Annotated in this window: 9 protein-coding genes; 3 read left to right on the top strand and 6 right to left on the bottom strand. The window is 67.4% G+C overall.

Going from position 1 to position 12128, the window contains the following annotated elements; genetic code table 11:
• Positions 1-2: 2 nt before the first annotated feature.
• Positions 3-1001 (top strand): fumarylacetoacetate hydrolase family protein, encoded by a 999-nt coding sequence (locus AC1DBN_RS08300; RefSeq protein WP_091723534.1) that lies wholly within the window; start codon positions 3-5, stop codon positions 999-1001.
• 44 nt (positions 1002-1045) lie between these two features.
• On the opposite strand, the gene AC1DBN_RS08295 is transcribed toward AC1DBN_RS08300, so the two are convergent.
• Entirely contained in the window at positions 1046-1609 is a 564-nt protein-coding gene (locus AC1DBN_RS08295) for a DoxX family protein (protein ID WP_477722988.1), read from the bottom strand.
• 132 nt (positions 1610-1741) lie between these two features.
• The gene (locus tag AC1DBN_RS08290) at positions 1742-2704 is read right to left on the bottom strand and encodes a LysR family transcriptional regulator (RefSeq protein ID WP_091723538.1); all 963 of its coding nucleotides are present in this window, start codon (positions 2702-2704) and stop codon (positions 1742-1744) included.
• Between the two features lie 181 nt (positions 2705-2885).
• On the opposite strand from AC1DBN_RS08290, the gene AC1DBN_RS08285 reads away from it, so the two are divergent.
• Positions 2886-3023 (top strand): hypothetical protein, encoded by a 138-nt coding sequence (locus tag AC1DBN_RS08285; protein ID WP_156368405.1) that lies wholly within the window; start codon positions 2886-2888, stop codon positions 3021-3023.
• A gap of 111 nt (positions 3024-3134) precedes the next feature.
• Here the strand turns inward: AC1DBN_RS08285 and AC1DBN_RS08280 are convergent, their stop codons facing one another.
• Positions 3135-5816, bottom strand: coding sequence for a helix-turn-helix transcriptional regulator (locus tag AC1DBN_RS08280; protein WP_477722987.1), 2682 nt, complete (start codon positions 5814-5816; stop codon positions 3135-3137).
• A gap of 378 nt (positions 5817-6194) precedes the next feature.
• Between AC1DBN_RS08280 and AC1DBN_RS08275 the strand changes: the two genes are divergently transcribed.
• Positions 6195-7283 (top strand): hypothetical protein, encoded by a 1089-nt coding sequence (locus tag AC1DBN_RS08275; RefSeq protein ID WP_477722986.1) that lies wholly within the window; start codon positions 6195-6197, stop codon positions 7281-7283.
• Between the two features lie 70 nt (positions 7284-7353).
• Here the strand turns inward: AC1DBN_RS08275 and AC1DBN_RS08270 are convergent, their stop codons facing one another.
• The 3 genes from AC1DBN_RS08270 to AC1DBN_RS08260 are packed head-to-tail and all read right to left on the bottom strand — an operon-like array spanning position 7354 to position 12121.
• Positions 7354-8724, bottom strand: coding sequence for a glycosyltransferase family 2 protein (locus AC1DBN_RS08270; protein ID WP_477722985.1), 1371 nt, complete (start codon positions 8722-8724; stop codon positions 7354-7356).
• Positions 8721-10613 carry a polysaccharide deacetylase family protein gene (locus AC1DBN_RS08265; RefSeq protein ID WP_477722984.1) on the bottom strand — a complete coding sequence of 631 codons (1893 nt, stop codon included), beginning with the start codon at positions 10611-10613 and terminating at the stop codon, positions 8721-8723. The genes AC1DBN_RS08270 and AC1DBN_RS08265 overlap by 4 nt, the downstream gene beginning before the upstream one ends.
• Positions 10614-10657: 44 nt before the next feature.
• Positions 10658-12121 (bottom strand): polysaccharide deacetylase family protein, encoded by a 1464-nt coding sequence (locus tag AC1DBN_RS08260; RefSeq protein ID WP_477722983.1) that lies wholly within the window; start codon positions 12119-12121, stop codon positions 10658-10660.
• Positions 12122-12128: the final 7 nt, after the last annotated feature.

The raw sequence follows: 12128 nt of genomic DNA, 5'->3' as shown, positions 1-12128 counted from the left end.
TCATGGTCAAGATCGCCCGGTGGAACCACGACGGCGGGACGCAGTCCGGCTTTGTCAGCGACGGCGCCTGCCATCCGCTGCCTGCGGGCCAAGACGTGCAAACCCTGCTGGACGCCGGATTGGAGGAGACGCTGGCCATCGCCCGGCGGACCATCGGCTCCGGCGCGGCGGTTCCTCTGGCGGATGTGCAGCTGCTCGCCCCGCTGGCGCCGGCCACCATCCGCGACTTTGTTGCCTTCGAGGAACATGTTGAGGGCGTCCGGAAGAGCATCGACGGCGTCGCCGGCGTGGTGCCCGAATGGTACGAGGCGCCCACGTTCTACTTCACCAACCCGCACACCGTGACCGGCACCGGCGAGGTGATTGGGATCCCTGCCGGGTGCCTGGACCTGGACTTCGAGACCGAGGTGGCAGCCGTCGTCGGGCGTGTTCCCGGCAGCGACGGCCGGAACCTGAACGCGGATGCGGCGCACCGGCACATCTTCGGCTACACCGTCCTCAACGACTGGTCCGCCCGGGACCTGCAGCGACGCGAGATGAAGGTCAGCCTGGGGCCGTGCAAGGGCAAGGATTTTTCCAACACCCTGGGCCCGTGGATCGTCACCGCTGACGAGTTCGAGGACCGGCATGACGCCGAGGGCTTCCTGCCCATCTCCATGTCCGTCGAGGTCAACGGCGAACTGATCGGCCAGGACCTGCTCTCCAACATGGGCTGGCCGTTCGCTGATCTGGTGGCTTATGCCTCGCAGGACTCGGTGGTTCTGCCGGGCGATGTACTGGGATCCGGCACGTGTGGCAGCGGCTGCCTCGCCGAACTCTGGGGCAGGAACGGCGCCCAGACTCCCCCGCCACTGAAAACCGGCGACGCGGTGCGCCTGACCGTCGAAGGCATCGGAAGCATCGAAAACACCGTGGGCACCCGGCGCGAGGCCTTGACCCGGGTCCCCGCCCGCACCCGCCCCCGGAACCGGGTCGCCGCTGCGGCTCCTTCCGGAACCTAGGATCGCAACGGACCTGGCGGCGTGGGCGCTGCCCGGGGTACGGCTCAGGCGTCTTCCGCGGCAGCGCCAGCGGCCGGAGCCGCAGCGTCTGCGGCGAGGGCTTTCCGCCGGCGGGAAACCTGGATGGCGATGGCGGTGGGGATCGCGGCCAAAGCAGTGATCCGCATCCACGGCCGGTCCAGGACGTGGCCGGTCATCGCATCCAGGGAGTAGAGTCCGGAGCCCCCGATCGTGAAGGCGGCGGCTGCCAGGCCCAGCACGGCCGGGTACTCGAGGCCGCCTTCCTGGGCGAAGAAACCGTTCGGGGCGTGGACGCTGGCCGCTACGCCCATGGTGGTTGCGGCAGCTGCGCCGGCGGCAGGGGTGGCCAAACCCAGGGCCAGAGCAAGCCCGGCTCCTGCTTCACCTACGCCCGCAAGGACGGCGCTGGTTTTAGCGGGGCGGAAACCCATGGCGTGCATGCCCTTGCTGGTGCCTTCGACGCCTCCCCCGCCGAACCAGCCAAAGAGTTTTTGGGATCCGTGAGCCACGAGGACTCCTCCCAAAGCCACCCGGAACAGGGTCTGCGCGGCGGCCGCCGCCTCGGGGCTGGTGGTTGCATTGCTCATAACAGTCCTCCTTGGGTTTGTTTGAGTCGCTGCACGGCTCGTTTCAGCACGAGTCTACGGCCGCGCAACCACCCCGTTACAGGGTTGAATTATGCAAAGACCCCCGTCCGGGAGCTGGTCCATGCCATGGGTCTACGGGGTACCCGCCGCGTGGATGGCCACGGGATGGGCGTTGACTGGGAAGAGTTCCTGCAGCCGGCCGCATGAACGCTGGACCACGGACCGCAGCCAAAGGCTTGCCGGGTCCTCCGTCTGGGACGGATGCCAGTACATGGCCTCCACCAGGGACGCCTCGGTCCCGTCTGCAAATTCCAGGACCGCGATATTGGCGCCGCGCCCGGCGCGTGCGGCCAGCATCCGCGGGACCAGCGCCACAAGATCCGTCCCCTCCACCAGCAGCGGCAGGGACAGGAACCCGGCCACCACGGCGGCCACCCGGCGCTGCAGGCCCAGCGACTCGAAGAGTTTGTCCGCCGGGGTGCTGACGCCCTCACCGAAGTACCCGACGGCGTGGGGCACCGCGATCAGGTCTGCCGGTGTGAGCCGGGGCTGCTGAAGCAGGGGATTCCCGGCGTCCGCGACCACCACAAAGCTGTCCCGGAAAAGCTGCCTGCTGGCACCCTGCATGTGGTACCCGGTGGGTCCCACCAGAAGGTCGATCTTCGAGTAGTCGGCCAACTGGCCCTGGATCCCGGATTTGGAGGTGGGCATGAAATCCACTGACACACCGGGAGCCTCATCACGGAGGATCCCCCGCAGGGGGCCAACAATCAGCGCGGCGGCGTAGTCCGAGGCGGCGATGATGAATTCCCGCTCGCTGGTGCCGGGGTCGAAGCCTGACCGCACCCGGGTGGCCCGCTGGATGTGCAGCAGGGCTTCATCAACCAGCGGGACCAAGGATTGCGCAAAGGGCGTGAGGTCATAGGTGCGGCCGTTGCGGACGAGGAGTTCGTCGTCGAAATGCCGCCGGAGCCTCGCCATCGCCGCGCTGGTGGCTGGCTGGCTGAGCTGGAGCCGTTCCGCCGCCCGGGAGATGTTCTTGAGCTCCAGGAGGACCTGCAAAGGGGGCAGCAGGTTCAGGTCCAGGTTCTTCATACCCACAGGTTATCCGCGCCCCGCATCCGCATAGACCGAGCGCCTCCTCAGCCATCTTCCGGACCGCCTTCCCCGCGCCCCGGGATGCGTAAGTAGCATCTGGGTGATTGGAGTGCCCCCAACCCGCAGAAGGGTGGCGGCCACCCTTTCGCAGCGGCACTCCCCCGCCGAAAATTGCTGCATGGATGCTCAGGAAATGGAGCGGGTATGGCATGGAAGCCACCGGAAAGGCCAAGCCAAGATGTGGCAGCTGGCCTTCGTCTGGTGCGTCCTTGGCCTCGTGTCGATTTCGGTACTCATGACGTCCCTGCCGCTGTAGCGGGGACGCCCGGCACCACCAGGGCCCGGCCGGTGAGCTGCACTGCAGCCTACACCGGCGGGGCCCCTTTTGTGGGGGTATGTGTTGGAGCGACCTTCCTGGTGAGCCCGGCTACTCCGGGAAATCCTCGCCGTGGCTCCACACTTCGGACAGTTCCTGCCGGCTCGAAACCCCGAGTTTCCCGTAGGTCCGCTGCAGGTGGGCGTTGACTGTATTCACGGAGATCCCCAGGCGGACAGCCGCTTCCGCGCTGCTCAGTCCGGAAGCTATCAGCCCGGCCACTTCCCTCTCCCTGTTGGACAGCTTGCCGAGGTCCGGGAGGGCAGCGGGGGGCCGTGCAGCAGTGGTCCCCGCCGGCGGCATCTCCCCGGTTCCGAGGACATCCTCCTGCTCAGGATCGTCGTACCCCGGGAAAGCTACGTCCGGATGCGACGCCGGCACGTCGTCATGCGGCTCGCCCAGCATTGCCGGCGGCACGCTCCAGATGAGGTCCGCCACGCCCACCTCCTGGGACCTCACTCCGCGTGCTCCCGTCCGTGCCGCAAGCCCCAGGTTCAGGTTCTCCAGGGCGCGGTGTCCCCGTTTGCCGGCGGTATCCGCCAACTGCAGCAGCCTGCGGTTGGACGAGCCTGCACCGCTCACCACCGAACGGGCCGCCGAAGAATAACTGTCCGCCAGCCGGGCAGCCAGATAGCTGCCGGACTGCCGTCTCGCATCGTAGGCTGCCAGGGCGCGGCGGACCTGCCCCACGTCTCCCAGCAGCCACGCGGCCGCGGCAAGTCCACCCAGCGTGACCGGCAACAGCCCTTCCGGGTCTGCTTCATCGAAACGCACCTTCGCTTGCCGGAAATGCTCACATGCCAGGTCAAGGCTGCCCTGCCGTGCCAGGACAAAAGCCCGGTACAGGTGCGCCGGCCCCTCAAAATAGCTCAGCCGGCCCACTGTCTGCCGCGGCGCCCCCGAGCACACCATTTCCTTGCCACCCCATTGGCCCCGCCAGATCAGGTTGGAGCCGTGGATGATCAGCACCACCGCGTGGAAGTCCACAGTGCACCGGGCCAGGCGTTCCAGGGATTCCAGGGCGGCGGTGGACAGCTCCACTGCCTCGGCAAACCGGCCGCCAACGGCCAGCCCCTGCGAGACAAGCGCCATGAGCAGCACACCCGCCTCGGTAGTCGGCAACGGAGGCGCACCACCAGCGTCCCCGCCTGCCCGGTGGTCGCCGCCCAGTGGGGCGCCTATGGTGTGCTGCCTGCTGAGCCGCTGGTACAGCGCATCCCCGGCGCGTGGCCAGGTGCCGGACTGGGCATCAAGGTACAACTGCAGGACGTCCAGCTCGTCCCGTGCCTCCTGCCCTCCAAAAGGCTCGGCGTCGACGGCGGCCTCCACCCGTCGTCGCGCATCGTCAACGAGGGCATGCAGGACGTTAGGGTCTGGGGACGTGGGATGCAGCGCCCGCACCAGCAGCCAGACCGCCCGCAGGAATTCCCTGTTGTCCGCCCCGTCCGAGGATGCCAGCAACCGCCTGAGCAACTGGACGCTGCCATAGATGTCCCCCACGAGGTACAGGGCCCTTGCATGTTCGACGCCGGCCGGGAGCCTTAGTTCCGGCGCCGTCACTCCTGCGGCGGCGTGCCGGGCCCGGTGGCTGTCATGCAGGTCGTTGGCGGCGATCGCCACGGCCAGCAGGTCGGCGTCCGGCGTGGGCAGGCCGCTTAGCTGCTCCAGGGCGACGCGCCGGAACAGGTCCCACAGCGAACCGGCATCGCCGTGGGACATCTGGCTCCGGAGGGCCAGCCGAAGTTCACGCTGCTGGTCCGGCGCCAACTGCTGCAGGGCAGCACCGGCTTCGAGGACATGGTTCAGGGTTGCGGTGGCGGCAGCGGGATCCGGCAGCCCGGCGTCCTGGATCCGGACGGCGCCCGCAGACCGGAGCTCCGCCAGGGCTACGCTCCCTGCCAGCGCTTCGGCGACGCCGACGGACAGCGGCTCGCCGACGGCCAGGAAATCTATCAGCTGGCGCTGCTGGTGCGGATACCTGGCCAGCCGGCGCGTCACGAGCTCCTGGATCTGGGTTCCCCCGCGCGTGTCCTGGGTCATCGACCATTCACCGCCGGAGCAGGCCACACCGCCGCCGGCCACCGCCGCATCAAGGAGGAGCCTCGCGGCCAGCATGTTGCCCGCGGAGGCCGCCTGGATATTCCGGACCAGGCCTTCGGAAGGCCGGCCCTGAAGGCGGGACGCCAGGAAGTCCCGCATCCGTTCCGGACCAAGCTCGGAAAGGTTGACCACGGACAGCTGCCGGGCCACCACCGACTCCATGAGTTCCATGCGCAGCGGCCGGTCGGAACGGTGGGTTGCCAGCAGCCGGATGTCCGGTTCGGACACCACCTTGTTGAGAAGCCACAGCGACAGGTCGTCAAGGAAATCTATGTTGTCCAGGGCCAGCAGCACGGGCATCCCCGGCGGCCCGGCGCTGCGCAGCGCCTGGCGTGAGGCCTGCACCAGGAACCTGGGGGAAGCATTCGATTTCGCGGGCAGATCCGGAATCAGCGCCATGGCAATACTGAACGGAACATCGGTGAAGGAACTGGCCGCGGTGCGCGCAACTACAGAGAAGGTGCCCTCCAGGACGGACGCCGCGGCGTCCAGCAGGGTTGTCATGCCCGAACCGCCGGCGCCGGAGATCAGCACACCTGCCGGTTCCGGCCCTGACAGGGCGACAACAATGTCATGCAGCTCCGCTGCCCGGATGATTCCCTGAGAAGGGTGGTTGCCTGCCGCGTTGTCCATGGTCCTGTCTTAGGTGAGGGCCACCGGGCGCATTTCCTGGTGGCCGCGGTAGGACCGTTGTCGAGATGCTCACACGGTATCGGGCCATTTCAGGCAGGGATTGAGTGTGTACTACTTGGATTTTCGGGCCCCGGACCGGGTATTCCCCGATTCGGGCGCTGGACCGGGCCTGTGTAAGGTTGGTTGGCGTGGGCAGGTTCCGGCGCCTGCGGCTGGGGAGTTGACGAGCGCCGATTGATGTAGCTGCCCCCACCGCGATCCACCATCCCGGGCGATAGAAAAGATGACGCGCAGCGTTGCCGCTGCGCGTTATTTTTGCGCGCCCGCGGCGGGTCGCCATGGTCTCGGAGTCCATGCACCCAACAGATATGACATCCCATGAAACACCTGATCACAGCCCTTGCAGCAGTGCTGCTACTGGCCCTCGGTGGACTGTTCACGGTTTCGGCCACACAGTCGTCCGCCACCACATCCGCAGCCACGAAAGCAGCCGGACAGCGCCCGTCCGAGTCGCCGGCCAAGGACAAGGCACAGCCCAAGCGGACGCCCGCCCCCACACCAAGCAGCACGCCGGTTGCCGCGGCGGAAACTTCCCCTGCGGCGGCCGCTCCCGCTCCGGCCACCCAGGCCCCGGCCCCGGCAGCACCGGCTCCGGCGCCCGCTCCGGCCATTGTTCCGGCGGCAGCCTCCGGGAGCGGCAGCAGCGCGTACCCCCTGCACAGCAACATCATCAGCACCACGTTCTGGGTTGGCGAGATTTTCAACGCCAGCCTCTCGGACGGTTCCCAGGTCTGCTCCACCTACAACAGCCAGTGGGCGTACCAGCACACCGGGGTCAAGCTCGGCACCGTTGACGCCGGCGCTGCCGGATGCCCCGGCAGCTATTACGGCGGGTGTGACGGAGTGAGCTCCGGTTCCGGCGCCGACTTCAAGTGCGCCACCGAACGGCGCGTTGCCAGCAACGGATACTTCCCGCTCAACCAGCCCAAACCGCTGCAGAACCCGTTCTACCTTGACCTGCCGTACGACGACCTGAACGACGGCGTCGCCTTCCAGGAGCGTTGCCGGGTCATTCCCTGGGCTGCAGCGGACAACGCCGCCACGGGGGCGGACCACTGCGCAGACCAGGGCTACAGCTACATGAAGAACCGGTGGGTCCAGATCACGGGCCCGAACGGCAGCACCTGCTACGGACAGATCGAGGATGCCGGCCCCTCCAGCGGCTCCGAATACCACGACTCCGCTTACGTCTTCGGGGCCGGCGACGCACGCCCGGTCAACCAGAGCTTCTCCGCCGACGCTACCCAGGGTGCCGGCATGGACGTCTCCCCCGCCCTGAACGGCTGCCTTGGCTTCGCCGAACTGGACGGCAGCAGCGACCGCGTCTCGTGGCGCTTCATTGACCGTGCCAACGTTCCGGCCGGACCGTGGCTGACCGTCGAGACCACCTCAGGAGTCAGCAACTGACGGCAGCAGGCGTCAGCACCTTGAGCAGTGCCGCCTGACGGTGCCGCCTGAGGGAGCCTCCTGACAGTTGTCAGGAGGCTCCGTTCCCGGCCGTCACCGGTGTCAGCTCTTTCCCCTGCACCCTGCGGGCGGGGCTGACCCAGGTGCCGGTCGAGGCCGAGGAGAAGGCCTTCGGGAGTACCTGGAGGCACAGGAAGGCATCCAGGATCCGCATCAGCGGGAATAGCGGTGCCATCAGCAGCATCCCCGGCTTACGAAGGGAAACCGCTGCCAGGATGGTCAACAGGAAGTCCGGCAGCAGGACACCGAACAGCACATCCTGCGGCCGCAGCAGGCCGGACAGGAAAACAGCAACATCCCAGTCGCTGCCGAAGGCCGTCACCTGGATCGCGGCAAACAGGGAGACGAGGAACACCGGCAGCAGCAGCACAAAGAAGACGCAGCTCATCAGCAACTCGAAGATGTATGTTGCCAGGACCAGCCAGAACCGGCCGGTCTGCTTCCGGTGGCGCCGGACCGTCTGCCAGAATCCCAAAATCCACCGGCGGACCTGCTTCATGTAGTCCTGCAGCCTGTCCGGGTCCTGGGTATAGGCCACCGCCGCGGACGGGTGGAACGCGATCCTGCCGAGTTTCCTGGCGTGGATCTCGAACGTCATGTTGAAGTCCTCGATGACCAGGCCGGGTGCGACGACGTCGATCTCCTGCAGTGCACTGGTCCGGTACATGCTGGCGAACCCCGGAACGATGGACACCACGTTGGCACCGCGCGCGGCCTGCCCGTACTTCAGCAGGAGCTGCACCACGATGTACAGGCGCTCCCTGTACGCCACCAGGAACCGTCCCATGGCGGTGGGCGACGGCGGATCCATGATGGATTTTGCCCTCCCTGCCACGGCCACCACCGTTGGATCGGCGAACAGCGGCAGGCCGGTCCGAAGGTAATCCTCGGTGGGACGCGTATCGGCATCCAGCAGCATCACCACCTTGAACCGCCGGCACAGGTCGAAGTGCGCGATCCCGGCGGCCAGGGCGCCCGCCTTGCCCCGGTTGGGCTCCAGCTCCAGCACTTTAACCCCGGCTGCGCGTGCCAGCTGTGCCGTGTTGTCCGTCGACATGTCGGAAACGACGTGGATGTTCCGGCGCGGTACCAGCCTCGACGCCGCGCGGATGGTCTCGTTGATCACCAGCGCCTCGTTATGGGCGGCCACCAGCACGGCGACGTGGGATGGCAGGATGCGGATGCCGGTTCCCCTGTGGCGGCCCCTCCTGGGCCTGGCGGCGACGGCCGGCAACCCCGCCCTGACGGACCGCCACGTGCGGTACCGGTGTCTCCACTCCTCCAACAGCCAGGAGTTCTCCCCCGCGAGGCGCACCAGCCCCACGAGAGTCCAGAAGATGGTGCTGACACCGAGGACCAGGATGATCGATACAGCAATCACAGCGCCGGAGCCCCCACCGTGTCGTACATCGCGTAGTCATCCGTGATGAGGGTGCCGTTGCTGAAGAGGTTGAGGCCGAAGCTGATGGCGGTGGCCCCCGCGGGCAGTGCCGGCGTGGTGAAGCTCGCCTGCGTGTAGGTGGCGGCTGGGGCAAGCCAGGGGCTCGAGGTCCAGTACACCCACGTCCCTGCGGAGTTGCGGTAGTAGACCGCGAACTGGGTGGTGGCGGTGGAGGTGTACCAGGCCCGCAGCGAGTAGGTCTTGCCGGCGATGGCAGGTGGGGCGCAGGAACCGGCGTCCAGGGACGGGAGAAGCTTGCTGTCACCGTTTGAGTAGTTACTCATCACCAGCCGCACGGCCTTAGTACCGGAGTGAGCCCCGGTGGCGAGCGTGGCGTAGGTGGGGGTGTTCGTTCCGAAGCCCGCCGTCTGCCAGCACTGCGGAAGGGTGCCCGTGCCGGCAGTTTCCAGCCCGGCGTTCTGCACGAGGTTCGCGCCCGCCGCCGGTGGTGGCGGCGGCGGTGTTGCGGCGGCGTCGAACATCTCGGCGTCATCGGTGACCAGCGTGCCGTTGCTGAAGATGTTCAGGCCGAAGCTGATGCCGCTCGCCCCGGCGGGAAGCGCCGGAGTGGTCCAGGACGCCTTCTGGAACGTGGTGGCCGCTGCAAACCAGGGGCTTGAGGTCCAGTAGGTCCAGGAGCCGATGCCGCTGCGGTAGTACAGCGCGAACTGCGTGGGGACCGTGGATTTGTACCACATGCCCAGGTTGTAGCTGTGCCCGGCAGTTCCCGCGGGTGAGCATCCGCCCAGGTCGAGGGACGGCAGCCATTTGGCGTCACCGTTGGCGTAGCTCCGCATCACCACCTGGGCGGCCCTGCCGGTCCGGCCCTGGTTGACGGTGCTGAACGTGGGGGTGTTGCTTCCGTATCCGCCCTGCTGCCAGCACTGGGGAGCGCCGTTGGTGAGCGTTTCAAAGCCCGGGTTCTTGACGAGGTTGCCCGTGCCGGGCGGCGGAACGGCCGGCCCCGAAACCAGCGGCTTGACCGTCCCGCCGATGACCTGGTCCACCGTTTTGACCGTGGTGGTGGCGGGACGGGTCTTCAGCCAGTTGGCGAACTGGTTAAACAGGGTGGGCGAGATGGTGATGGAGTCGGAAGGGTTGTTGGCAATGTGGTGGAACGTCAGCTGGACCCATCCACCGGCTCCGTTCTCAGCCTGCGTGACGCTCCTTTGGAGGTCCGCCAGCGTCCACGTGTTTTCCACCTGGTCCGGCGCCGCCGTGTAATAGGGGTCGGCCGGCGGCATGGATTCGCCCACCGCACAGGTACCACAGCTGAACCGGGTGCGGATATCGCCCAGCCCGCGGGCGCTGTTGTAGCCGCAGTTCCGGACGATTGCCTCGGTGCTGGCATTGGCCGCTGCGAAGGGGTGGGCGAAGCTGGTCACCCGGAAACCCCAGTTGCTGAGGTTGACGCGGTCGTTGCACACCTGCCGCGTGGCTTCATCGCTGGGAAGGGTGGTGAGGTCCGGGTGGGTCACGGTGTGGCCGCCAATTTCATGCCCTGCGGCCGCCAGCGCCTGGACCTGGGCGAGCGTGAAGTAGTTCGGGGTATTCACGACGCCGGAAGTCACGAAGAAGGTGCCCTTCAGTCCCAGCGAGTTCATGGTCTGGGCTGCCGCCAACTGGTCCGCGTGGCCGTCGTCGAACGTCAGGCTGACCACCGTGGGCGCGGCAGCATGGGCTGCCGGCGGGCTCATCGCCAGGCCGGCGACGGCCAGGGCCAGGGCGGCCCCCACGGTCACCAAGGATTTAGCCCGGCGGAGCAGTCCCCGCCGGGCACCCTCGCGCGGAGGCAGTTCTTCCACAGGCCCGCAGCCGGTAGTTTTCATGGCTTACCACTCGATTCATCTTGGGAAGGCCCCGGGGCTGGGGCTCACTGGGCAGGAGGCGGCGCCCCCACGGCGTCGTACATTTCATAGTCATCGGTGGCCAGCTGGCCGTCGCTGAAAAGGTTGAGCCCGAAGCTGATGGCCTCTGCGCCGTCGGGAACAGGCGGTGTCTCCCAGACCGCCTGCCCGTATGTCGTCCTGGCGGGGAAGTACGGGCTGGCCGTCCAGAACTGCCAATCACCCATTGCGTTGCGGTAGTACACCGCGAATTGCGTCCGCGCCGTGGACTGGTACCAGGCGCGGAGCGAGTAAGTGTGGCCCGCGGTGACACTCGGCGCGCAGGCTCCCAGGTCCAGGACCGGCAGGAGCTTGGCGTCCCCTGATTTGTAGCCGGTGACATCCAGCCGCCGGGACGTTCCGTCCCGGAAGCCGGGAGCCAGGGTTGCCAGTTCGGACGAATTTTCTCCGTAGCCTGCCACCTGCCAGCATTCCGGCAGGCCATACTTTCCCGGTGTTTCCAGCCCCGGATTCCGCAGGGCGTTGACGCCCGGGCCGGCAGGGGGTGCAGTTGCTCCCGGGACCACAGGCTTGGCCACTTTCCCGATCACCTCGTGGACGGTCCGGACCCCCATGGTGCCCTGCGCTGTCCGCGCATCCAACCAGGCGGCAAACTGTTCGAACAGGGCCGGGCTGATTGACAGCGGACTTCCGGAGTCATCGATGTCGTAGAAGGCCAGCTGCAGCCAGCCGCCTGCTGCCTCAGCCTGTTCCACGGTCTGCTGCAGCCCCTGCAGTGTCCAGTCGCGGCCCACCTCGGCGGTGGCACGGGTGTTGAAGGGATCCTCCGGGCGTACGGTCTCGGCCGGGGCGCAGGACTCGCAGGAGTGCGGGCTGCGGATCCGGTCCTGTCCCCTGGCGCTGTTGTAGCCGCAACCGGACACGATGTCCTCGGCGGCGGGGGACGACGCCCCGAACGGGTAGGCGAAGCTGGTCACCTTGAAACCCCATTCGCTGAGCTTCGCCCGGTCACTGCACACCTGCCGTTGCGCTTCGCCGGGCTCGACGGCGGTGAGGTCCGCCAGGGTGACCGTGTAGCCGCCGATTTCGTGGTGCTGTTCGGCAAGGCTGTGCAGGTCCTCCTGGTTCAGGAAGCCGGCGGCGCCAATAAAGCCTGAATTGACGAAGAAGGTGGCGCGCAACTGGTGGTCAGCCAAAATACGGGCCGCTTCCCGCTGGCTGGACCGGCCGCCGTCGAACGTCAGGGAAACTGACAGCAGCGGCGCAGCGCCTGCGGTGGGCGGATCGGAAGTTTGCGGGCCCGCCGCAACGCCACTGCGGTCCCCGCCGTTGGCCGTCATCAGCGACGCACCGCCGGTCAGTACGGCAAGGACTGCAATCCAGGACACGGCAAGGAGGCCCACCCTCCTGCGCGAAGCACGGGCCTGCATTGACGCCAGCGTGCCATTCTTAGGGCCGGCGGTGCCGGAACCGGGATGCTCGCCGCTCACGGCGCGG

The sequence above is a fragment of the Pseudarthrobacter sp. 10T415 genome, assembly GCF_056394175.1.
The sequence above is the reverse complement of the archived record's forward strand: the minus strand, read 5'-3'. Positions and strand labels throughout refer to the sequence as shown.

Coding starts and splice junctions, on each gene's coding strand:
- AC1DBN_RS08300 (WP_091723534.1), top strand. CDS start 3: ATGGTCAAGATCGCCCGGTGGAACCACGACGGCGGGACGCAGTCCGGC.
- AC1DBN_RS08295 (WP_477722988.1), bottom strand. CDS start 1,609: ATGAGCAATGCAACCACCAGCCCCGAGGCGGCGGCCGCCGCGCAGACC.
- AC1DBN_RS08290 (WP_091723538.1), bottom strand. CDS start 2,704: ATGAAGAACCTGGACCTGAACCTGCTGCCCCCTTTGCAGGTCCTCCTG.
- AC1DBN_RS08285 (WP_156368405.1), top strand. CDS start 2,886: ATGGATGCTCAGGAAATGGAGCGGGTATGGCATGGAAGCCACCGGAAA.
- AC1DBN_RS08280 (WP_477722987.1), bottom strand. CDS start 5,816: ATGGACAACGCGGCAGGCAACCACCCTTCTCAGGGAATCATCCGGGCA.
- AC1DBN_RS08275 (WP_477722986.1), top strand. CDS start 6,195: ATGAAACACCTGATCACAGCCCTTGCAGCAGTGCTGCTACTGGCCCTC.
- AC1DBN_RS08265 (WP_477722984.1), bottom strand. CDS start 10,613: ATGAAAACTACCGGCTGCGGGCCTGTGGAAGAACTGCCTCCGCGCGAG.